The sequence below is a fragment of the Corallococcus sp. NCSPR001 genome (genome assembly GCF_017309135.1).
GTDB lineage: Bacteria > Myxococcota > Myxococcia > Myxococcales > Myxococcaceae > Corallococcus.
Genome location: NZ_JAFIMS010000002.1, coordinates 1449080 through 1470058 on the forward strand (window position 1 = coordinate 1449080; position 20979 = coordinate 1470058).

At 70.4% G+C, this 20979-nt stretch carries 17 protein-coding genes; 7 read left to right on the plus strand and 10 right to left on the minus strand.

The window, feature by feature from the left end; all coding sequences use genetic code 11:
- Positions 1-11: 11 nt before the first annotated feature.
- Entirely contained in the window at positions 12-1418 is a 1407-nt protein-coding gene (locus JYJ93_RS08075; protein WP_206787697.1) for a serine hydrolase domain-containing protein, read from the plus strand.
- A gap of 42 nt (positions 1419-1460) precedes the next feature.
- On the opposite strand, the gene JYJ93_RS39890 is transcribed toward JYJ93_RS08075, so the two are convergent.
- The 3 genes from JYJ93_RS39890 to JYJ93_RS08090 form a co-directional block, all read right to left on the minus strand.
- A complete protein-coding gene (locus tag JYJ93_RS39890) occupies positions 1461-1937 on the minus strand; it encodes a hypothetical protein (RefSeq protein WP_242543723.1) in 477 nt (158 codons plus the stop codon).
- An 824-nt stretch (positions 1938-2761) separates the two neighbouring features.
- A complete protein-coding gene (locus JYJ93_RS08085; RefSeq protein WP_206787698.1) occupies positions 2762-4234 on the minus strand; it encodes an MBOAT family protein in 1473 nt (490 codons plus the stop codon).
- A 3-nt stretch (positions 4235-4237) separates the two neighbouring features.
- On the minus strand, positions 4238-6985 hold the full coding sequence (locus JYJ93_RS08090; RefSeq protein WP_206787699.1) for a GDSL-type esterase/lipase family protein: 2748 nt from the start codon (positions 6983-6985) through the stop codon (positions 4238-4240).
- Positions 6986-7163: 178 nt separating this feature from the next.
- Between JYJ93_RS08090 and JYJ93_RS08095 the strand changes: the two genes are divergently transcribed.
- From JYJ93_RS08095 to JYJ93_RS08110, 4 genes are all read left to right on the plus strand, one after another.
- Entirely contained in the window at positions 7164-8225 is a 1062-nt protein-coding gene (locus JYJ93_RS08095) for a mannose-1-phosphate guanylyltransferase (protein WP_206787700.1), read from the plus strand.
- 221 nt (positions 8226-8446) lie between these two features.
- Positions 8447-10828: a serine/threonine-protein kinase gene (locus JYJ93_RS39895; protein WP_242543724.1), complete on the plus strand. Its 2382-nt coding sequence runs from the start codon at positions 8447-8449 to the stop codon at positions 10826-10828.
- 169 nt (positions 10829-10997) lie between these two features.
- Positions 10998-12368, plus strand: coding sequence for a phosphomannomutase/phosphoglucomutase (locus JYJ93_RS08105; RefSeq protein WP_206787703.1), 1371 nt, complete (start codon positions 10998-11000; stop codon positions 12366-12368).
- Positions 12369-12421: 53 nt separating this feature from the next.
- Positions 12422-13354: an ROK family protein gene (locus JYJ93_RS08110; protein WP_206787705.1), complete on the plus strand. Its 933-nt coding sequence runs from the start codon at positions 12422-12424 to the stop codon at positions 13352-13354.
- A gap of 45 nt (positions 13355-13399) precedes the next feature.
- Here the strand turns inward: JYJ93_RS08110 and JYJ93_RS08115 are convergent, their stop codons facing one another.
- On the minus strand, positions 13400-14437 hold the full coding sequence (locus JYJ93_RS08115) for an oxidoreductase (protein ID WP_206787707.1): 1038 nt from the start codon (positions 14435-14437) through the stop codon (positions 13400-13402).
- A gap of 62 nt (positions 14438-14499) precedes the next feature.
- Positions 14500-15342, minus strand: a complete 843-nt coding sequence (locus JYJ93_RS08120; RefSeq protein WP_206787709.1) for a DUF547 domain-containing protein — start codon at positions 15340-15342, stop codon at positions 14500-14502.
- A 155-nt stretch (positions 15343-15497) separates the two neighbouring features.
- Here JYJ93_RS08120 and JYJ93_RS08125 point away from each other — a divergent pair, with 155 nt between their 5' ends.
- On the plus strand, positions 15498-16520 hold the full coding sequence (locus JYJ93_RS08125; protein ID WP_269012819.1) for a Rieske 2Fe-2S domain-containing protein: 1023 nt from the start codon (positions 15498-15500) through the stop codon (positions 16518-16520).
- 23 nt (positions 16521-16543) lie between these two features.
- Here JYJ93_RS08125 and JYJ93_RS08130 read toward each other — a convergent pair whose 3' ends face one another.
- Positions 16544-16753: a hypothetical protein gene (locus tag JYJ93_RS08130; protein WP_206787713.1), complete on the minus strand. Its 210-nt coding sequence runs from the start codon at positions 16751-16753 to the stop codon at positions 16544-16546.
- Between the two features lie 149 nt (positions 16754-16902).
- Complete coding sequence (locus JYJ93_RS08135; RefSeq protein ID WP_206787714.1) at positions 16903-18300, minus strand: TolC family protein; 1398 nt, start codon at positions 18298-18300, stop codon at positions 16903-16905.
- A 202-nt stretch (positions 18301-18502) separates the two neighbouring features.
- Here JYJ93_RS08135 and JYJ93_RS08140 point away from each other — a divergent pair, with 202 nt between their 5' ends.
- Positions 18503-18991 carry a MarR family transcriptional regulator gene (locus tag JYJ93_RS08140; RefSeq protein WP_206787715.1) on the plus strand — a complete coding sequence of 163 codons (489 nt, stop codon included), beginning with the start codon at positions 18503-18505 and terminating at the stop codon, positions 18989-18991.
- A 14-nt stretch (positions 18992-19005) separates the two neighbouring features.
- On the opposite strand, the gene JYJ93_RS08145 is transcribed toward JYJ93_RS08140, so the two are convergent.
- Genes JYJ93_RS08145 through JYJ93_RS08155 form a run of 3 tightly spaced genes read right to left on the minus strand, consistent with a single transcriptional unit; the run spans position 19006 to position 20957 of the window.
- Positions 19006-19806, minus strand: a complete 801-nt coding sequence (locus JYJ93_RS08145) for an energy transducer TonB (RefSeq protein WP_206787716.1) — start codon at positions 19804-19806, stop codon at positions 19006-19008.
- Between the two features lie 17 nt (positions 19807-19823).
- Entirely contained in the window at positions 19824-20261 is a 438-nt protein-coding gene (locus JYJ93_RS08150; protein ID WP_120589507.1) for a biopolymer transporter ExbD, read from the minus strand.
- A 3-nt stretch (positions 20262-20264) separates the two neighbouring features.
- On the minus strand, positions 20265-20957 hold the full coding sequence (locus JYJ93_RS08155) for a MotA/TolQ/ExbB proton channel family protein (RefSeq protein WP_206787717.1): 693 nt from the start codon (positions 20955-20957) through the stop codon (positions 20265-20267).
- Positions 20958-20979: the final 22 nt, after the last annotated feature.

A 20979-nucleotide genomic window follows, 5' to 3' on the forward strand; every position in this document is an offset into this window, starting at 1 on the left:
TGGAGATCCCCATGCGCCATTCCTCGAGGTCGCTCGCGTTGGCTGCCGTCTTCCTGGTGGGCCTGCTGGTGGCCCTTCCCGCTCAGGCCCGTGACCCGCTCCGCGAGCGCATCGACGCGTTCGTGCGCGCGGAGCAGAAGCGGCTGGGCGTGCCGGGGCTCGCGGTGGGGGTGGTGAGCCACGGCAAGGTGGTGCTGGCGAAGGGGTATGGCTTCGCGAACCTGGAGCACCAGGTCCCGGTGGGGACGGACACGCTCTTCCAGTCGGGTTCCGTGGGGAAGATGTTCACGGCGGCGGCGCTGATGCTCCAGGTGGAGGCGGGGCGCGTGTCGTTGTCCGACAGCGTGACGAAGTACTTCCCGGATGCGCCCGAGACATGGAAGCCCATCACGGTGCGCCACCTGCTGACGCACACGTCTGGCATCAAGGACCTGGAGGGACTGCTCGACGAGCGCAAGGACTACACGGAGCAGGAGTTCGCGGAGTTCATCTACAAGCTACCGCTGGAGTTCCCGGCGGGGCTGCGGTGGAGCTACAGCAACTCCGGCTATGTGTTGCTGGGCATCCTGGTGAACCGCGTCGCGGGCATGACGTATCAGGAGGTGCTGGCGCGCCAGGTCTTCAAGCCCGCGGGCATGAAGACGGCGCGCGGCATCAGCGAGGCGGACATCATCCCGAACCGCGCGGCGGGTTACGCGCTGGTGGGGGGCGTGGTGAAGAACCAGCAGTGGGTGTCGCAGGCGTTGAACACGACGGGGGACGGCGCGCTCTATTTCTCGTTGAAGGACATGCTGTCGTGGGATGCGGCGGTGGAGAAGCGGGCCATCCTGACGCCGGAGAGCTGGCGGGAGGTGTTGTCGCCGGTGAAGCTGAACAGCGGCGTCGTCTGGCCGTATGGCTTCGGGTGGGAGGTGCTGGAGCGCAACGGTCAGCCGCTGCACAGGCACACGGGATCGTGGCAGGGATTCCGGACAGCCTACTCACGCTTCCTGGGGGACGGGCTGTCCATCGTGGTGCTGGCGAACCTGGACAAGTCGAACCCGGCGCTGCTCGTGGAGGGAATCGCGGCCATCGTGAATCCGGCGCTCGCCGTGCCGCCGCTCAAGCCCATTCCGGACACGGAGCCGGAGGTGACGGCAAGGCTCACGGAGTTGCTGGAGAAGACGCGGCAGGGGGCCTGGGAGCCGTCGATGTTCGCCTACGTCCCGGCCAGGTACTTCGAGGAGGCCGGTCCGTTCTTCCGGTCCATGTTGCAGGGGCTGGGGCCAGCGGGGCCGCTGGTGCTGGCGAACCGTGAGACGCGAGGCGACGACCGCATCTACACGTACCTGGTGCGGTTTGGCACCGCGACGTGGCGGTACCGCGTGGGCCTGACCACGGACAACCGGGTGACCCTGTTCACTCTCCAGGCGAACTGAAGCGGTGGCGTAGGCTCGGCGGGACTGTGCGTCTCGCCGGGGCTAGGGGGAGTAGGGATAGCGCTCGATTCGCCCATCGGGCGAAATGGCATACAGCTCGAACCAGTCCGTCTCGAGGCCCGTGACACTCGGGCCGAAACCGGGGCACCTGTCCACGCGTCGATTGACGCGGACAAAGTACCAGCCCGCCTCCTGACCGATGACGACTTCAAGGGCCTGGGCGGAAAAGGCGCACTGGCCCTTGGACTCCTTTGGAAACTGCTTCAGCGCCTCTTCCAGGGCTGCATGCGCGGCCTGAATGGCGGGCCCTTCCAGGGTGGCGAGTGGCGTCAGGTTTTGCTTGGGCCAGGGAATTGTTGCTTCAGCGCCGGTCGCGGATGTCCCCGCATCTGGAGGCGCCTCCTGCGCTTGCGCTGCCGCTGGACTTGGATCCGGCCGTCTGTTGCAGAAAGGCATCCCAAGGAGCCCTGTCTCCAGCAGCAACGATGCAATCAACATCGAGTGCGGAACCTTCAACATGTTGCACCTGAATGGCTCATGGGCCTCTAAGGGTTGAGTGCCGCTGAGCAGTTGGGGGGAATGCCTTCAGGCCTGAGCATGCTGGGAGGACTGGGTTCGCAGCGTGCCTGGAAGTCCCAACGCTTCCTATCGACATCCCACCGGAAGACATCGCCTTTCTGGTTCCACCTGTAGAACCGGGGCGCATCACGATGCCCGGTGGCAAGCCAACCCCAGGCTGGAATCACCTGTCCTTGTTCGTCGCGCGCGAGCCGTCCATCCGGCGTCGTGCCATAGGCGACCATCACCCATGCACCTTCCGACTTCGCCATGGGCCAGGTGCGCAGGTCCTGATTGCTCAGGCCTGAGGCGCATGGATGGTTGTGCGCGTATCCAAAGACCGGAAGGTTCCTGCCGAGATCCGTGTCGTCGACACCTCCAAACGGGGGCATGCAGGAGCCGCTCGACTTCGATGTGTTGCGCACAGGCCATGAAACGCGCCAGTCCGAAGGCGTTCGATAGATGGCGACGCAGTACTCCGATGCCTCCGGACGAGGGCGCCCTGTGTTCGAATCACATGTGTCAACCGCCCCTGGAAGCTCAAGCAATGCCTGGAGCGTTGGAATCACCAGGTCATCTGGAACAAGCGCGGATTGCGTCAAGACAGCGGGAATCTCAGGCCATGGCCCAGGCGCTATGGTCAGCCCGTCCAAGCCGTCCTGCGTGGAGAGTTCCGATGCCAGGTAGAATCGCCGCGCACCTGAACTCGCGCACGCGATGCCCAGGCCCGCGATGCTCAGCCAGAGGAGCTTTCGCCGGAGGAGACTCATCCGGCGCCAGCCTACTCAGAACTGCAGGTACACGTACGGACGGGTCTCCAGCGTGGACAGCTGGCGGATGCCCAGGCCCAGGAGCACCAGCACCACCGCTCTCGCGGGCGCGGGCAGCTTGAGGAACACGAGCGCCGCGGTGTCGTAGAGCTTCATCGGCACCGCGTGCGCGAGGATGGCGATGGCCAGCATGCTCCACACCAGCGGGCCCACGTTCGCCAGGCCCGGGATTCCGGCCAGCATCCGCGCGTAGAACTCACCCGCGTGCGCCATGTCCGGCGCCCGGAACACCACGCGCGTCAACACCACCAGCGTGAACGTGGCCAGCATCCCGAACGCCACGCGCACCGGTCCGGGCTCCTGCTGCTTGCCCTTGAACCACCACCAGCACCGCACCCCGCACAACGCCACGCCGTGCACCGCGCCCCAGACCGCGAAGCGCCAGTCCGCCCCGTGCCACAGGCCTCCCAGCACCATCACCATCATCAGGTTGAAGCACACGCGCGGCTTCGACCGCCGGTTGCCGCCCAGCGGGATGTACAGGTAGTCCCGCAGCCACGACGACAGGCTCATGTGCCAGCGGTTCCAGAACTCGAACAGGTTCTTCGCCAGGTACGGCCGCGCGAAGTTCTCCGGGAACTTGAAGCCGAACAGCGACGCCACGCCAATCGCGATGTCCGAGTACCCCGAGAAGTCGTAGTACAGCTCCAACGTGTACGCGACCGCCGCCACCGCGCACTCCGCCGACGAGTACGCGTGCGGACTGCCGAACACCGGATCCACGATGCCGCTGCCCAGCACGTCCGCGATGACCAGCTTCTTCACCAGCCCCACCGCGATGCGGAACAACGCCTTGTTCCCGTCATCCGATGACAGCGTGGGCACTTCCCGGAAGTGCGCCATCAGCTCCGACGCGCGGACAATCGGTCCGCTCAACACGCGCGGGAAGAACAGCATGTAGAGCAGGTGCTCCACGAACGAGTGCTCGGAGCTGGCCTTCCCCCGGTACACGTCCACCGTGTAGCTGATGGACTGGAACACGAAGAACGACAGGCCCACCGGCAACAGCAGATGGAACGGCTCCGGCCGCACCTCCACGCCCCACGGCCCCAACAGCGACGCGACCGTCCTGCGCAACAGCTCCAGGTACTTGAAGCCCGCCAGCAGCCCCAGGTTGGAGACGATGGACAGCACCACCAGCGCCTTGCGCAGCCCCGGCCGCTCCGTGGCCCCCATCCCCTTCACCAGCAGGTGATCCACCGTCACCCCCGCCAGGAAGATGAACAGCGGCACCAGCTTCACCACCAGCTCGCCGGGCGGCATGCTGCCCACGAACGCGCTCAGCGGCACCCCGAGGAACGACAGGTAGACCAGCAGGCTTGCCGCCAGCAGCAACAGCATCCGCGGCCAGTAATGCCGGTGCACCGCCCAGTAGAGCGCGAACACCGTGATGACGAAGACGACGTACTGGAGGCTGTGGGACAGCACGGCTCAGGGCGCTCCCGCGGCGGAGGCCGTCGGCTCGCCGCCCTTCTTCGTGGACTCGTACGCCGCCATCAGGTCCTTCACGAACGCGTTCGCCAGCACCGCGTACCCCCGCGGCGTCAGGTGCACGCCGTCCGCGTGGCCCAGCGGCTCCGGCTGGCGCTGCCAGCGCTGCATGGAGCGCTCACCGCCCATCGCCGCGCGCGCGGACCAGTACGCGCAGCCCGCGTCCTTCGCCACCTGCGGCAACGTGCTCAGCACCTTCGCCAGCGACGGCGCCTCGTCCCAGCGGCCATTCGCGTCCTGCTGGAGCCGGTCCGTGGGGCCGATGAGCAGACACTCCGCGTTCGTCGCCTTGCGCATGCGCGCAATCAGCGCTGCGTAGTCCTGGCGCAGCCCGGCCGCGTCCAGTCCCGGCAGCTCCGCCTCGTTGGTGCCGTACCAGAACACCAGCAGGTCCGGCCGGCGCGCGGTCAGCTGCGCGTCCATCGCCGGCGCATCCATGTCCCGCGCCGTGAAGGCCGTGGCGCCGGGCAACCCCAGCGCGTCGTACACCAGCCCCGGCACGTCGTACTCCAGCGACGCGCCCAGCACCGTCGCGCTCCCGCCGCCCTCCGGCACCTTCACCTGGACCGAGTGCGCCACGCCCGTCACCGGGAACGAACGGATGCGCACCGTGGGCTGCGTCAGCGGCTCCGGCGGCGGGGCTTCCGGCGGAATCTCCTCGCCGTCCACCGTGATTTCAGGCGCCGCGGCCCCTGGCGCGTCCAGCGCGTACAGGTCCAGCCGGCCCTGGCGGTTCTTGTCCTCCGCGCAGCCTTCGCAGAAGGAGATGCCCAGGCTCGCGCCGGGCGCGCCCACCGCGCGGATGCCGGTGAGCCCCCAGATGCTTCCGGAGGCGCCGCCGGGCGTGCGCTTCGCGTCCTCCACCGTCCACGCGCCGTCCAGCGTGCGCGTCACGTGCGCCGCCTCCAGGCGCGAGGACGGCTTGCCCGCCGCGATGAAGCCCCGGCCCGCGTCACCGAAGCGCTTCGTCAGCGCGTCGCGGACCTGGTCGGAGAAGTAGTGCGCCGCCGTGTGTGACGCGCCCAACTGCGCGACGCCCACGCGCAGCTTCGCGCCGGACTCGCGGCGGGCCAGGGACTCGAACGTGCGGCGCAGCGCCGGGGTCGCGTCCCGCAGACCGGTCATGTCCGCGCCCGGCACGCGCGGCGGATGCGTGCGCGCGAAGGCCCGCTGCAAGGCCAGGTCGAACAGGTGGCCCAGGAGGTTGGAGCCGCGCACGCGCGGGTGCACCAGGTCCTCCAGCATCAGGCCGGACTCCAGCCACTTGAGCGCGGAGCCCTCGCCGCCCATCGCCGCCAGCGTGTCGTAGAAGGCGCAGCCTCCCGCGCGCGCCTCCTCGCGGAACACCTCCGCCACCTCCGCCGAGTGCCGGCGCGTAATCACCTCACCGCTCAGCGTGCGCACGCCCGCGTCGATGGGCGACATGACGAGGCACGCGGACTCCGGCACCGCCGTGCGCACGCGCGACACCAGCTGCTTCATCTGCGAGCGGACCTCCTCCAGCGTGGTGCGCTCGCGCGAGAGGAAGAACGCCTCGTTGCCGCCCACCATCAACACCACCAGCGACGGCTTGCGGTGCTTGAGCTGCGCGCGGAACGCCTGGGGCTGCGCGCGCAGGTACACCTCCGCCATGCCGCCCAGGAGGCCCACCGTGTCGTAGACGACGCCCGGCGTGCCTGACTCCACGGAGACGCCGTGCAGCTCCGTCTTGCCGCTCGCGGTGAGCGTCAGCGTCCTGGCGCCCTCTGGAATCCTGAGCCGCGCGAAGGCCGCCTCCGCCTTGGAGCCGAACGCGCGCGTCTGGATGCGCTGCGTGTTCTTGCCGTCCACCGCCACCTGCACGGCGCCGTTGGCGGGCTGGGCCAGGAAGAACAGCTCCGCCTCGCGCGCGCCCTCCACGGAGTAGCGCGTGGACTGCGCCGGGCCGCTCGTGGAGAAGGCCACGCCCGTCCAGCCCACGCGGTCCTTGGGCCAGTGCGTGTCCACCAGCCGCTCCATCTTCCATCCGTCCGTGCTCGCGGTGCCCGCGCGCGTGGCGCGGCCGGCGCTCGCCAGCCGGTGGATGTAGAGGAAGCCCGGACCGCCCGAACCGAAGCGCTCCTGGAGCCGGTCGCGCACCACGTCCGTGACGTAGTCGGAGGCGATCAGCGAATCGCCCAGGTGCACCACCCGCACCGGCGTGCGCCGCGAGTCCGCGCGCAGGTCTCCCAGCGCCTTCATGAACGGCGCCAGGCCGTCCTCTTCACAGGTCCCGTCCGCGCGCGTCTTGCGGCAGTTGAGCTCGATGTCCACGTGCTTCGCGCCCATGCGCTCGCGCAGCGCTTCCAATTCCAGCGCGCCCGCCAGCGTGGGGGCGGAGAGCTCCTCCAGGCCGATGCCGGGCACGGCCGGGGCTTCCCCCACCTGCGGGCCCGCCCGCGGATCCGTGTCGTTGGCGGCGGTGTCCGCCTCCGCGACCGCGGCGGGCGGGGCGTCCGGAACCATCGTGTCCGAGGGCGGACGTGGAGCCTTCACGCCGCGCAGGGACGCGGGCAGCGCGATCGCCGCCAGCTTGGGCCCGAGCGAACCTTCCTGACGGAGGCTGGGGAGGGGGCGGTACTTCTCCGGCAATGGAGCCAGGGACAACCCCACCGCCAGCAGCACGGTGAAGGCCAGCGTCCATCCGGTGGATGTGGGTTTGAGGCTCAACGCCGGGGCATGAGACTGGCTTTTCGGGGGCGGGTCAAAACTCTGCCCACATTGTCGCGCCCCATCCCTCGGAGGGCAGGCGGCCGTGCCCCTTCCGCCGCTGGCGCGAAGCGCTATGGTGCGCCGCCGTGCGCGCCAGGCGGTGGCCCGGCGTGCCCCTAGGAGCTCGCACCCGCATATGGCCCTCTACCCCGTCATCATGGCCGGAGGCTCCGGCACCCGCTTCTGGCCGCTGTCCCGCCAGGCCCGTCCGAAGCAGTTCCTCCCGCTGGCCTCCAAGCAGCCGCTGCTCACCGACACCGCCCAGCGCCTCAAGGGCCTCGCGCCGGTGAAGAACACCTTCATCGTGTGCGGCCCCGTGCACGCGAAGACGGCCATGAAGCTGGTGAAGGGGCTGCCCAAGGGCAACCTGCTGGTGGAGCCCGTGGCGCGCAACACCGCGCCCGCCATCGCGCTCGCCGCGCTCCAGGTCGCCGCGCGCGACCCCAAGGGCGTGCTCGCGGTGCTGCCGTCGGATCACCACGTGGGGGACGTGAAGGGCTTCCAGCGCACGCTCGCGGAAGCGGCCCGCATCGCGGAAGGCGGCCACATCGTCACGCTGGGCATCAAGCCCGCGCGCCCGGAGACGGGCTACGGCTACATCCAGGTCGGTGACGCGCTGGAGGGCGGCGGCCGCCGCGTGAAGGCGTTCAAGGAGAAGCCCGACCTCAAGACGGCGCAGGAGTACGTGGCCGGCGGCGACTACCTGTGGAACGGCGGCATCTTCGTCTTCCGCGCGGACGTGATGCTGGAGGCCTTCCAGAAGCACATGCCGGAGATGCAGAAGGGCCTGGACGCGCTCCAGAAGGCCGCGGGCAAGCGCACCTTCCCGGCCGTGCTCAAGCGCGTGTTCCCCAAGCTGCCCTCCATCTCCATCGACTATGGCGTGATGGAGAAGGCGGAGAACATCGCGGTGCTGGACGGCGACTTCGGCTGGTCCGACGTGGGCTCCTTCGCCGCCATCCCCGAAGTGCGCCCCGCGGACGCGCAGGGCAACGTCGTCTCCGGCGACGCGGTGCTGGTGGACTGCACGAACTGCGTGGTGCTGGCCGACAAGCGCACGCTCTCCGTCGTGGGCATGCACGACGTGGTGGTGGTGGACTCCGGTGACGCCGTGCTCGTGGTCCCCAAGGACAAGAGCCAGGACGTCCGCAAGGTCGTCGAGGCCCTCAAGGCCAGGAAGCGCACCCGGCTGCTGTAGGCCTTGAGGCGACTCCGCCTCCTGTTTCACCCCACACATTTCTTCCTGGGGCTCCCTGTCGTTTCTACAGGGGGCCCTGGTTCGTTTTGCGGGGTTTGCTGGCACTCGCGGGTGTTGGAGTGTCGTGGCCTGGACGAAGGCGGGTCCCCGGGCATGAGGCGCGCGGGTTGCAAGCCCACCCCGGGTCCGCCCCATTTCCGGGGCGACAGGCGGGGTGGGCGATGGGCTGCAAGCGCTGCGTGGGCGAACACCGGGAGGGGGAGGCGTGCTCCGTCGCTGGCCGGCCTCTGGTGCCGGGGGATTCGCTGGAGGGTCAGCGGCACGGGCCGCTGCTCTTGAAGCGCCGGCTGGAGGTGGGGGCGGTGGCGTCGGTGTACCTGGCGGAGTACGTGCCCACCGGGCACCGCTTCTCCGTGAAGGTGCTGCACGCGCATCTGGCGGCCCGTCCCGCCGTGCGCGCCCGCTTCATCGCGGAGGCGCTGGCGCAGCGCAACGTCGTGCACCGCCACGTGGCGCGCGTGCTGGACGTGCGCCTCGGTCCGCAAGGGTTGCCCTGCGTGCTGCAGGAGGCGCCGGAGGGTGAGTCGCTGAGCGCGATGCCCCTGCCGCTGTCTCCGGCCGAGGTGGGCGAGGTGTTGGATCAGGCGCTCGCGGGGCTGGAGGCGGCGCACTCGCGCGGGCTGGTGCACGGGGACCTCACGCTGGATTCGATGTTCGTCACGCGCGACGCGAAGGGCGAGCGGCGCGTGCGGGTGCGCGACTTCGGCGCGGGCGCGGTGCGCGAGGCGGCCCTGTCGCAGGAGGAGCGCGCGCAGGGCGTGACGGTGGGCTCGCCCACGTTCATGGCGCCCGAGCAGTGCGCGGGGATGAATGGAGGCCCGCGCGCGGACCTGCATGCGATGGGCGTGGCGGGCTACCTGCTGGTGACGGGCCGGCTGCCGTTCGGGTTGGGGCGCTCCTCGGACGTGACGCTGTTCCCGCCGCACGCCATCAACGCGAGCGTGCCGCCCGCGCTGTCCACCGTGCTGTTGCGCGCGCTGGCCGCGAAGCCGGAGGAGCGCTTCGACAGCGCGTGGGCCTTCCGCGTCGCGCTCGCGGAGGCGCTGGGCATGAAGGCGCCGGTGCGCAACGCGTCCGCGGATGCTCCCGAGGAGGTGTCCCAGGTGGAGGGGGTCTCCGCCGCGAAGGAGGCCGCCGGGAAGCACGACGCGGCGGACGACTTCGACATCGTGGAGGACGTGCCCGAATGGGGCATGACCGCCACGTCCGTGGAGGACGCCGCGCTGCGCGTGGCGGATGGGGCGCCGTCCAACGCCCGCTCCGGTGACGGGGCCATGCGCGCGGAGGTGGCCGCGTTCTGGGCCTCCGCCGTGGCGCTGCTGGGGGACGCCGATCCGGAACCGCCGGCGGGAGGCCCCGCGTCCCACGCTCCGGCCAGGACGATGAAGCTCGGCATCGTCGAGCCGAACTCGCTCCAGGCTGGCGCGCCCATCCTGCTGGTGGATCCGGCCTCGCCCCTGGACGTCACGACGCAGGCGGCGGTGAACCCCACGTCCACGCTGGGCGCCGCGGCCATCCCGTTCATGACCCTGGCGCCCTCGCTGGAGCCCGCGTCCATTCCGTCGCCTCCGCCCATCCCGCTGGTGGACGTCGTCCATGACGCCGCGCCCATCCCGCTGGTCAACCCCGCCGTGCCGCCGCTGGAGGCCTCCGCGCCTCGCACGGACGCGCCCGCGGACCTGCGCGTGCGCCTGGGCCTCACGCCGGGCGAGGTGCTCCAGTCCGTCTGCGTGAGCGACGTCGCCCCTGAAGGCCTCTTCGCCGAGTGCCAGGGCTCACTGCCCCCGCTCGCCGCGCGGCTGACGGTGGAGGTGTCCTTCCGGGGCGAGACGGCGCTGGGCGCCTGCGACGTCGTCCGCCACGTCACCTTCGACGAGGCGCGCACCTGGAACGTGCCCGCGGGCGTCTTCGTCCACTTCTCCGACGAGTTCCCCGCGCTGGGCCGGCTGCTCTCCCGCGCCCTGATGGAGGACGCGGAGCCCGCGCCCGACGCGGAGCTTGCCCGCATGCTGTCCCGCGCGGAGGCCGTCGCCCGGGACCCCTACACGCTGCTGGGCGCGAAGCACGACGCGGACTTCGGTGACATCCACCGCCGCGCCCAGGCCGCCCTGCGCCGGCTGGTCGCGTTCCAGAACCGCCCGCTGCCCACCGGCCAGCGCCAGTCCCTGGACGCCCTGCGCGTGCGCGTGCTGGCCGCGCAGCGGATGCTTGGAGATCCGCTCTCCCGCGTCGGCTACGACGCCACCCGGGGCAACCTGGGGGGCCTGGCCCGCTGCGTGGCCGCGGGCGTCCCGGAGCCCACCATGGAGGCGCTGCGCAGCGCCTTCCTCGCGGCCCGACCGGAGGTGGAGAAGAAGGCCCGCGCGCTCTTCACCCAGGGGCATGCGTTGGAGGTCCAACGGGCCGTCCCGGCCGCGCTGGAGCGCTACGCCGAGGCCCTCAAGCTGGACCCGCTGAACACGTCCTGGCTGAAGCACTACCAGGCGCTGCGGCGTCGGGTGCCGGCCGGGGCCGCAGCCCAGGCCCCCGAGGCCATGGCCTGATGGGGGCCATCAGCCTCCGCCAGGGGTAGGTTCCGCCCTCCCCGGGGGGCCGGGCGTTCAACAGTCAGCCGGGCTCGTTCGGGCGTGTGCAGCCCCCGGGCCCGCTCGTGTAGTGTCCGACGCCTTCCGTTACGCCCTCCCGGTTCCTGTCGAGGGTGGGGACACTGCCATGAACGCGCACATCTTCCGCGAGTACGACATCCGAGGTCTGGTGGACAAGGACCTCACCATCGAGGTGGTGGAGCTCCTGGGCCTGGGCCTGGGCACCATGATCCGCCGCAAGGGCGGCACCTCCATCGTGGTGGGCCGCGACTGCCGCGAGTCCTCCACGCGCTTCCGCGACGCGCTCGCGAAGGGCCTCACCGCCACCGGCCTGGACGTCTACGACGTGGGCGTGGTGCCGACGCCGCTGACCTACTTCGCGGCGAACACGCTGCCCGTGGACGGCCTGGCGATGATCACCGGCAGCCACAACCCGAAGGAGTTCAACGGCTTCAAGATTGGCGCCGGCAAGACGACCTTCCACGGCCCCGAAATCAAGGAGCTGCGCCGCCTCATCGAGGCGAAGGACTTCGCGACCTCCAACAAGCCCGGCAAGGTCACGCCCTTCGACATCATCACGCCCTACAACCACTTCATCCGTCAGACGGTGAAGGTGGGCCGCAAGGGGATGAAGATCGTCATCGACGCGGGCAACGGCACGGGCGGCGCCATCGCGGTGCCCCTGTTCGAGAGCATGGGCTTCGACGTGGTGCCCCTGTTCTGCGAGATGGACGCGGACTTCCCCAACCACCACCCGGACCCCACGGTGGTGGAGAACCTCCAGGACCTCATCAAGAAGGTGAAGGAGGTCAAGGCGGAGGTGGGCATCGCCTACGACGGCGACAGCGACCGCATCGGCGTCATCGACGACCAGGGCAACGTGCTCTGGGGCGACCAGTTGATGGTGCTCTTCAGCCGCTACGTGCTGAAGGAGTCCCCGGGCGCGGCCATCATCGGCGAGGTGAAGTGCAGCTACACGATGTACGACGACATCGCGAAGCACGGCGGCAAGCCGGTGATGTGGAAGGCCGGGCACTCGCTCATCAAGTCGAAGATGAAGGAGGAGCACGCGGAGCTGGCCGGCGAGATGAGCGGCCACATCTTCTTCAAGCACCGCTACTTCGGCTTCGACGACGCGGTGTACGCGTCCGCGCGCCTGCTGGAGATTCTCACGCACGAGAAGCAGTCCATGTCGCAGCTGCTCTCCGACGTGCCGAAGACCTTCGCCAGCCCCGAGCTGCGCTTCGACACGACCGAGGAGAAGAAGTTCGCCATGGTGAAGCGCGCCACGGAGATTTTGCGCGACGCGGGCCACAAGGTGGTGGACGTGGACGGCGTGCGCGTGACGTTCGAGGACGGCTGGGGCCTCATCCGCGCGTCGAACACGCAGCCCATCCTGGTGCTGCGCTACGAGGCCAGCACGGAGGCCCGCGTGAAGGAGATCCAGGCGCTCATCGACACGACGGTCGCCCAGGCGCAGAAGGACGTCGGCGCCTGAGCCGCTGACGCTCCACGCGAAGCACACGCACGCACTTAACGGAGGAGCTGGACATGCCGACGCTGGGAATCGACCTGGGCGGGACGTTCGCCCGGGCCGCGGTGGTGGACGGGAAGGGTGAAATCCTCGCGAGCGCCAAGGTCGCGGTGCAGGACCGCAAGCCGCAGGGCGTGGTGGAGACCATCGCCCAGGCGGCGGAAGAGGCGGTGAAGAAGTCCGGCGTGAAGGTGGATGGCTGCGGCGTGGGCGCGGCGGGGCAGATCCACAAGGACACGGGCGTCATCTCCGTGGCGCCCAACCTGGGCTGGCGGGACGTGCCCCTGGCCGCGATGTTGACGAAGCGGCTGGGCTTCGACGTGAAGGTGGTGAACGACCTGTCCGCGGCGGCGTGGGGCGAGCTGCACGCGGGCGCGGGTCGCGGCGCCCAGGACATCCTGGTGGTGTTCGTGGGCTCCGGCGTGGGCAGCGCCATCATCTCCGACGGTCGGCTGGTGAACGGCGGCGGCGGCGTGGCGGGCGAACTGGGCCACATCAAGGTGGTGCCCGGCGGCCGGCTGTGCGGCTGCGGTGAGCACGGCTGCCTGGAGGCGTACGCGGGCGGCCACAACCTCATCGCGCAGACGAAGGAGTTGCTGGCGTCCGGCGGCTCGCCCGTGCTGGAGCGGCTGACCAACGACGACCCGGACACCATCACGCCGGTGACGCTGGAGACGGCGGCGGAGGCGGGGGACGCGAAGGCCAAGGAGATCCACGCCCGAGCGGCGCACTTCCTGGCGGTCGCGGTGGCCAACTACGTGACGGTGCTCAACCCGTCGCGGCTGGTGCTGGGCGGCGGCGTGCTGACGCACTGCCCGGGCATCAAGCGGCTGGTGCTGGAAGGCGTGCAGCAGTGGTCGTCCCGCGTGTCGCGCGAGGGCCTGCTCATCGCCGACGCGGAGCTGGGCGACGACAGCGGCATCATCGGCGCGGCGTTGCTGGTGAAGTGAAGCACCCGGCGCGGGGAGGAGGCTCCCCGCGCCCATGACCTCGGGTTACGGCCCGCCGGGAGTCAGCTTCGCGATGCGCCCCTCCTCACCCACCGCCCAGGCCGTGTCCTTCGAGCGAGGCGGCGTGGACACGGCGTGGAAGCCGGTGGCGTCCAGCGGCTCCCACGTCCTGCCCGCGTCCTTCGACACGTCCGAACCCGTGGGGCCCACGGCGACGAGCCACATCTTCCGCTCGCGCGTGAGCGGCGCCACGCAGGAGCGGTAGCCCCCGGGCGCCTTCCGCGGCACGGTCCACTGGCGCTTGCCCGCATCCAGCGTGAGCGCCACGTTGCCGGTGGCCACCTCCGGCTGCTTGTAGTTGCCGCCCACGGCAATGCCCGCCATGGGGCTCCAGAAGTAGAGCGAGAACACGCCCGCGCCTTCACCCGTGGCCAGCGGCGTGGGCGCGACGCCCCACGTCTTGCCCCGGTCCGCCGAGTGCAGCACGCGCGCGATGGAGCCGCCCAGGCCGAACCAGACGTCGGACTTGCCGTGCACCGCGATGCTCGTGCCGCTGGCCGCGAAGCCCGCTTCCCCTTCGAGCGCGGCCGGCAGCACCCCTGGCGGCACGGGCTTCCACGTCGAGCCGCCGTCCTCCGTGGTGATGACGACGAAGTGCTTGTCCACCGGGTCGCTGAACGCGATGCCGTGCTGTTCGTCCCAGAAGGCCATGCCGTTGAAGAAGGCCCCGGGCACGGTGTTGGTGAACTGGAGCGTCCAGTGCGCGCCGCCGTCCGTCGTCTTGTAGATGCGCGACTTGTCGCCCGCGCCAATGGACAGCACGTAGGCGGTGCGGTCGCTGAAGGCATCCACGTCGCGGAAGTCCAACGCCTCCGCATCTGGCACGGGGGCCCGCGTCCAGGTCTTGCCGCCGTCCGTGGTGCGCACGACGGTGCCCTTGTCGCCGCTGGCCCACGCCACGCGGTTGTCCACCGCGCTCACGCCGCGCAGCCGCACCGTCGTCCCGCTCGCCTGCGGCTCCCACTTCATGTCCGCGCTCCCCAGGGCCAGCCACGTCGCCAGCCACACCGCTCCCATCGTCATGTCCCGGCGCCTCCCGCGTGTTCCTTCCGCGATGGAGGGACGCTAGCCGAGAAGGGGCGGTGTCAGGGCCGCTGCTCGGCGGTGCTCGCGGCGTCGGGCAGCGAGGTGTCCTCGGGGATGAACTCGATGTGGCACCGGTCCAGGTCGGGGCCGCAGGCGCGGTCCAGGTCGCCGCGCGTGTCGCAGCCCGGGCGCTCCTCGCAGGTGTCCGGCAGGAAGGCCCAGACGAACTGGAGCACGTTGCCGCCCCGGCCCTCCGGCAGCGCGGCGAGGAGGTCCTGCTTCCGCTCCTCGAACAGGTGCGCCAGGCGCACGGTCTTGTCCTCCAGCTTCACGTTCCGCGCGTCCCCCACGTACCGGCGGCTGGCGTCGTTGAGCTGGGCGTCCAGGAACTCCGGCTGATAGGGCGCGCCGTCCAGCCGGGGCCCCCCGCGCGTCCCCCGGAAGAGGGCGAAGTTCACGCGCGGGTCGGCGTACTCGCCCAGCAGGATGTGATGCTCCAGGGCGTACAGCGTCAGCCGCTCGCCGCCCACCGGCCACGCGCGGCCCCAGTAGAAGCGGCCAAACCAGGACGCCTCCACGCCGTTCGGGTAGCGCTCCACCAACTGCAGGAGCACCAGCGCGTTGTACGCGTTGATCCAGTACGCCATCCCGTCCTGGGGCGACGGGAAGAGCTCCGGCTGCCGGTGCGGCGACACCGCCGCGAGCGACGCGACGAAGCGCTCCAGCGCCGCGCGGTCGCGCTTCAGGCCCTCGAAGTCCAGGTCCCCGCTGGGGCGCACGTGGTTCAGCGCCTGCGCGTAGTCCGAGTAGCCGAAGGGACCGGCCGCTGGGGGCACCGGCGCCGGCAGTGCGCCGCGCACGTACAGGCCCGCTCCCGTGGCGAGCGCCACCAGCACGGCCATGGTTCCCACAGCGAACCAATGCATACGGCGGCGGGGAGGGGCGGGAGCATTCACGGCCGGGCAGTCTATGCCACCCACCTGGGTCCGCAGCGACAGACCGCTATACTGCGCGTGCCATGGAGCCTACCCCCGACGTCGTCAGGCATTTCCATCCGGTGCTCCCCGCCCGTCAGCTCCGCGGCCAGCCCGTCCGCGTGGAGCTGGCGGGCCACGCCTACGCGCTCTTCCGGGACGCCTCTGGAAAGGCCGCCGCGCTGTCGGACGCGTGTCCGCACCGCTTCGCGCCGCTGTCGAAGGGCACCGTGACGAAGGAGGGCCAGCTCCAGTGCCCGTACCATGGCTGGCGCTTCGACGCGCGAGGCCACGGCACCAACCCCAGCCAGCCGGAGCTGCGCCACTGCGAGGCGAAGAGCTTCCAGGTGGTGGAGCGACACGGCTACCTCTGGCTCGCGCGCGCGGACACGCCCGAGTCCGCGATGCCGGAGCTCGCGGGCGGGGACTACGTCTTCGGTGGGACGTTCTCCACGCTGTTCCAGGCGCCGCTGCACGTGGCGCTCGACAACTTCAGCGAGGACGAGCACACGCCCTTCGTGCACACCCGGCTGGGGTGGAGCGGCTCGCAGGCGGGCCACGTGGAGTTCGAGGCGCACAACCACGAGGACCACACGGAGGTGCACTACCGCGCCCCGCAGCGGCCCGCGCCCATCATGCGCCTGCTCGCGGTGGGCAAGAGGGACCTCTTCCGCAATGACTGGGTGACGCGCTTCGATCCGGTGCGCAGCGTCTACACCGTCAGCTGGGTCCAGCCCTCCGGAGCGCCGCGCCCCTTCATCACGCAGGCGCACATCTTCTTCGTGCCGGAGACGGCGCGCACCACGCGCCTGCACGTCTTCTCCTTCCTGCGCACGACGGTGCCCGCGCTGAGGCCCCTGCTCCCGGTGGCGGCGAAGGCCGCGCTGGGCCTCACCTGGTGGGAGGTGCGCGACGACGCGCGCTTCATCCCCACCGTGGCGGACACGCCCTACAGCCACAAGGGCATGCGGCTGGACAAGTACGACAAGCCGCTCGTGCACCAGCGCAAGCTCATGGAGCGCATCTACTACGCGCACGAATCGCACGAGGCGCATGAGCCTGGCGGGCCGGCGCTGTCCCCGGTCCGCGACGCCACCGGCACCTGAGGGCCGGTGGGACACGCGCGCCGTCAGTGCATGGGCGCGGGCTCCTCGTAGCCAGGCAGCATCTCGCCGGTGCGGGCCTCGTAGGCGTTGCAGCCGCTGTTGCCGGAGACCACGAGCGCGAACTGCTTGAGCTCCGGCTGGTTGCAGCTCTGCGTCGCGTCGTCGCTCGGCTCGTCGCTGTTGCCCGCGAAGAAACGGCAGTTCTTGCAGTTGCCCCAGGATGCATCCGCCATGGTTCCCTCCTCGTGGAAACGGGTCCTACAGAGGAGGGTGGGGCCGGTGACGGACCCCCACAACGAAGCACCTGCTTCCCGCCCGGGAGGGCAGGGGACCCGGCGCCCTGGAGCAGGCGCCGGGAATTCCACCTCACGTCACACCGCGCCTACTGCTGGGGCGCGGGCTGCGGCTGGGCCGGCTGCTCCTGGGCGGGCTGCGGCTGGGCCGGCTGCGACTTCGGCGCGCCCGCGCCGGGCTCCGCGCCCAGGGCGGCCGCGTCCCTCTTCACCGAACCGGACTCGAAGGAGCCCAGCGAGTTGAGCAGGCGCAGCGCGGCGAGCGACGCCTGGAGGCGCTCGGACACGAAGCCCACCTCCGCGTTGGTGAGCGCGGTGTTGGCGTCCGCGACCTCCAGGTAGGTGGCGACGCCCGCCTTGAAGCTCACGTCCGTCAGGCGGTTGGACTCGCGCGCCAGCTCCAGGGCCTCCTCGGCCTTGGAGCGGTTGGCCAGCGCGTTCTCCAGGTCCAGCTTGGAGCGCCGCACCTCTTCCTTCACCCGGGCCTGCGCCAGCGCCTGGGTGACGGTAGCCTCGCGCACGCGCGACGACGCCTCGGAGAGGTTCGCCTCACGCAGGCCGCCGTCGAACAGCGTCCAGCTGGCGCCGAAGGTGATGGCCCAGGTCTCGTTCTGGCCGGTGAAGCCCGCCGCGTTCGCGATGCGGTACGCGCCCGTCACGCCCAGCGTGGGCAGGTAGCTCAGGATGACGCCCGTCTTGTTGATGCGGCTCAACTTCAGGCCCACTTCCGCGGCCTGCACGTCCGAGCGCTCCTGGATGGCCTGGTTCACCAGGTCGTCCGGCGACGCCTGCGCGGGCACCGTCGGCTCCGGCGGCGGGGCCAGGTCGAATTCCGGCTCGCGCTGGATGAGCGTGCCCAGCGCCAGCTTCAGGCCCGCGAGCGCGTTCTTCGCGCGCACCAGGTCCTGCTCCGCGCGCGAGCGGTCCAACTGGGCGCGAAGCAGCGCCACGCGCGTCACCGTGCCCGCGTCGAACCGGGCCTGGGTGTCCTTCTCCCGCGCCTGGTTCAGCTCCAGGAGCCGCTCCTGCGCGCGCAGGGCTTCCTGCTGCGCCGCGGCGCCGTAGTACGCCTGCGCCACGCCGAAGAGCACCTGCCGGCGCGCCGTCTGCGTGTTCAGCTCCGCCAGCCGCACGGACTTGTAGGAGGCCGCGATGCCCGCCCACAGCTGCGGCGCGATGATGGCCTGCCGGATTTCCGCCTGCGCGCCCTGCTGGATGAGCGGCTGGATGGTGATGTCCACCGGGGCGATGGGGCCCGCGGGGATGATGGCCGCCACGTTGTTGCGCGTGATGGACGCGCCCACGCTGATGTTCGGCAGGTAGCCCGACCAGGCCTTGCGCGTCGCGAGCGATGCCTGCTCGAAGCGCTCCTGGGCGATCTTCAAATCGAGGTTCTGCTGGCGGGCGGACTCCAGGGCCTCATCCAGCGTCAGTACGGGCGCCGCGGCCAGGGTGGCCGACAGGGACAGCGCCAGAAAGGTACTCATACCGCTCGACCTCCTCACCGACCCGCGGAAGCGCGAGGCGGATCCGTCCGATGGACGACTGCGTTGCGTCCTCTACCCGACCTGGGGGCGGCGTTGAAGTAATCCGCACTGTCGGATGTTGGAATATGCGGAATGTAGTAGCGGTCAATGGTTGATGATGTCAATTGTTTATGTGTGTCCGATGAATTAACGTAACTTCACTATGAATGGCTTCAGCGACGGTTCCAGCGAGCAGGTGACGCGCCGCCCAGCGGCCACTTCCGACTTGTCGGAGGGCGGGAGTGGGTTGCCGGAGCAGGCGTGGACGCTCCTCTTCGAGCTCCTGCACACGCACATGCGCAACTTCCCCGCGCTGGCGGCGGAGTTCGACCTGTCCCCCGTGCAGGCGCACGTGTTGAGGCAGTTGGGCGAGGGAGCGCTCGCCATGAGCACGCTCGCCCACTACCTGTCGTGTGACGCGTCCAACGTGACGGGGCTGGTGGACCGGCTGGAGGCGCGCGGGCTGGTGGAGCGCAAGAGCAGCGACCAGGACCGCCGCGTGAAGATGCTGGTGCTGACGGAGGCAGGCGCGGAGCTGCGCGGCCGGCTGATGGCGCGGCTGACCGCGCCGCCGCCCCTCATCGCCGCGATGCCGGACGAGGACCTGGCCGCGCTGCGCGACATCATGCGCCGCGCGCTCAAGACGCAGTAGGCCCGAGGCGCCCTTCAGTCCAGCAGGAAGGTGTACGAGTACTTCATCTCCGTGGCCACCGCTTCGCCGCCCTTGATGGCGGGCTTGAAGCGGAAGCGGCGGATGGCGTCGCGCGCGGCCTCATTCAGGCCGTAGCCGGGCCCGGAGATGACCCTCACGTTGCTCACCTTGCCGTCCGCGTCGATGGTGATGGACAGCGTGACGGTGCCCTCGATGCCCGCGCGGCGCGCCTCGTCCGGGTAGGGAATCTTCACCTCGGACGCGACCGACGGCTCCGTGTCCACCTGGTACACGGGCACGTACTTGGGCGCGGAGTAGCCCTTCACGTCCTGGGGCGCCTTCGCGGGGCCGTTGGCCTTGCCGTAGGCGGTGTTGCCCACGGGCGCGGCGAAGGAGCCCGCGCTGGTGGTGGACGACATGGTCATGCCCACCACCAACGGCGGCGGCTTGGCGGACGGCTCCGGCGGCGGCGTGTCGTTGGGCGGCGGCGGGGCCTCCGTCGGCGGCGGGGGCCTGGCGGCTTCCGCGACCTTGATGGGCGGCGGCTTCACCTTGACCTTCGGGGGCGGCGGAGGCGGCGGCTTGGGCTCCTCCGGCTTCTCTTCCGGCGGCGGCGGGGGCGGCGGCTTCTGCACCTCCACCATGACCAGCTCCACCGGCTTCTGGATGGCCGGAAGCCTGCGGCCCTCCAGGGTGGACAGAAGCCCGAAGCCCACCCCGTGCAGCGCGAGCGACACGAGGACGAACACGAGCAGGAACCGCGTGGAGCGGTCGCGCTGGGGCAGGGGAGAAGGGTCGAGGACCGCCTGGCTCATCTTCGCTCAGCCTCGTCTCAGGGCGTGGCGGGCGCGGCCCGTGCGGGGGCGGCGTCCTTCTCGATGTTGAGGGCGAACTTCGCGATGCCCTGGCCCTTCACCACGTCGATGAGGCGCATCACGCGGCCGTAGGCGAGCGTCTGGTCCGCGCTGATGATGGCGCGCGTGTCCTTGTCCTTGGCCACGGCCTCCGTCACGCGGCGGGACAGGTCCGCCTCCGTCACCTCCGCGCCGTCGAAGTAGAGCTTGCCCTCCTTGTCGAGGACCACGTTCACCAGGCCCTGCACCGTCTCACCGCCGTTGGCGGCGCGGGGCAGGTCCACCTCCACCGTCTCGCGGACGATGAAGTTGGCCGTCACCATGAAGATGATGAGCAGCACCAGCACCACGTCCACCAGCGGGGTGACGTTGATGCCGCTGATCTCCTCGTCGCTGTCGTTCGCGCCGCCGGCCATGGGCTAGTTGCCTCCCGCGGCGCCCGGCTTGCGCGCCTTCATGGCGCCCACGAGCGCGTGGCCCAGGGCGGTGGTGCGGCTGGTGAGCGTCTTCAGCTGGCGGTTGAAGATGTTGAAGGCGACCACGGCGGGGATGGCGACGGCGAGGCCCACGGCGGTGGCGACGAGCGCCTCCGAGATGCCGGCCATCACCGTCTGCTGCATGGCGCCGCCCTTGGCGTTCATGGCGCCCAGGTCGTTGAAGGCCTTGATGATGCCGAGCACCGTGCCGAACAGGCCGATGAACGGGGCGTTGTTGCCCAGCGTGCCCAGGATGGACAGGCCGCGCTCGTACTGGGGGCGCTCGCGGGCGACGGTGGACGCGATGACCTGCTCCACGGTGTCGGGGCCCTGGGACGCGGAGGCCAGGGCCTCGCGGATGACGGCGGCCTCCATGCCCTTCTGGTTCTTCACCTCACCGGCCACGGCGTCGAACTCGCCGCGCGCCAGGCGCACCGCCAGGGCCTCCGAGTTGGCCAGCCGGTGGCGCGAGAAGTAGACGGCGCGCTCCAGCATCACCGCGATGGAGAGGATGGACAGCGACACGAGCAGCCAGAGCACCCACTCGGCGCTGCCCAACGTCACCCCGAGCAGCTTGCTGCTCAACCATCCGAGTTCGGGGTGGGCCGCCTGGGCCAGGAGGAAGAAGGACGTCATGTGGAAGATGCCCGGTTCAAGA

Bases quoted from the DNA above. Each gene is read 5' to 3' on its own strand.
- JYJ93_RS08110 (WP_206787705.1), top strand. From the start codon at position 12,422: ATGCCGACGCTGGGAATCGACCTGGGCGGGACGTTCGCCCGGGCCGCG.
- JYJ93_RS08120 (WP_206787709.1), bottom strand. From the start codon at position 15,342: ATGGCCGTGCTGGTGGCGCTCGCCACGGGAGCGGGCCTGTACGTGCGC.
- JYJ93_RS08135 (WP_206787714.1), bottom strand. From the start codon at position 18,300: ATGAGTACCTTTCTGGCGCTGTCCCTGTCGGCCACCCTGGCCGCGGCG.
- JYJ93_RS08095 (WP_206787700.1), top strand. From the start codon at position 7,164: ATGGCCCTCTACCCCGTCATCATGGCCGGAGGCTCCGGCACCCGCTTC.
- JYJ93_RS08105 (WP_206787703.1), top strand. From the start codon at position 10,998: ATGAACGCGCACATCTTCCGCGAGTACGACATCCGAGGTCTGGTGGAC.
- JYJ93_RS39895 (WP_242543724.1), top strand. From the start codon at position 8,447: ATGGGCTGCAAGCGCTGCGTGGGCGAACACCGGGAGGGGGAGGCGTGC.
- JYJ93_RS08075 (WP_206787697.1), top strand. From the start codon at position 12: ATGCGCCATTCCTCGAGGTCGCTCGCGTTGGCTGCCGTCTTCCTGGTG.
- JYJ93_RS08140 (WP_206787715.1), top strand. From the start codon at position 18,503: ATGAATGGCTTCAGCGACGGTTCCAGCGAGCAGGTGACGCGCCGCCCA.
- JYJ93_RS08145 (WP_206787716.1), bottom strand. From the start codon at position 19,806: ATGAGCCAGGCGGTCCTCGACCCTTCTCCCCTGCCCCAGCGCGACCGC.
- JYJ93_RS08150 (WP_120589507.1), bottom strand. From the start codon at position 20,261: ATGGCCGGCGGCGCGAACGACAGCGACGAGGAGATCAGCGGCATCAAC.
- JYJ93_RS39890 (WP_242543723.1), bottom strand. From the start codon at position 1,937: ATGTTGAAGGTTCCGCACTCGATGTTGATTGCATCGTTGCTGCTGGAG.
- JYJ93_RS08130 (WP_206787713.1), bottom strand. From the start codon at position 16,753: ATGGCGGATGCATCCTGGGGCAACTGCAAGAACTGCCGTTTCTTCGCG.
- JYJ93_RS08155 (WP_206787717.1), bottom strand. From the start codon at position 20,957: ATGACGTCCTTCTTCCTCCTGGCCCAGGCGGCCCACCCCGAACTCGGA.
- JYJ93_RS08115 (WP_206787707.1), bottom strand. From the start codon at position 14,437: ATGACGATGGGAGCGGTGTGGCTGGCGACGTGGCTGGCCCTGGGGAGC.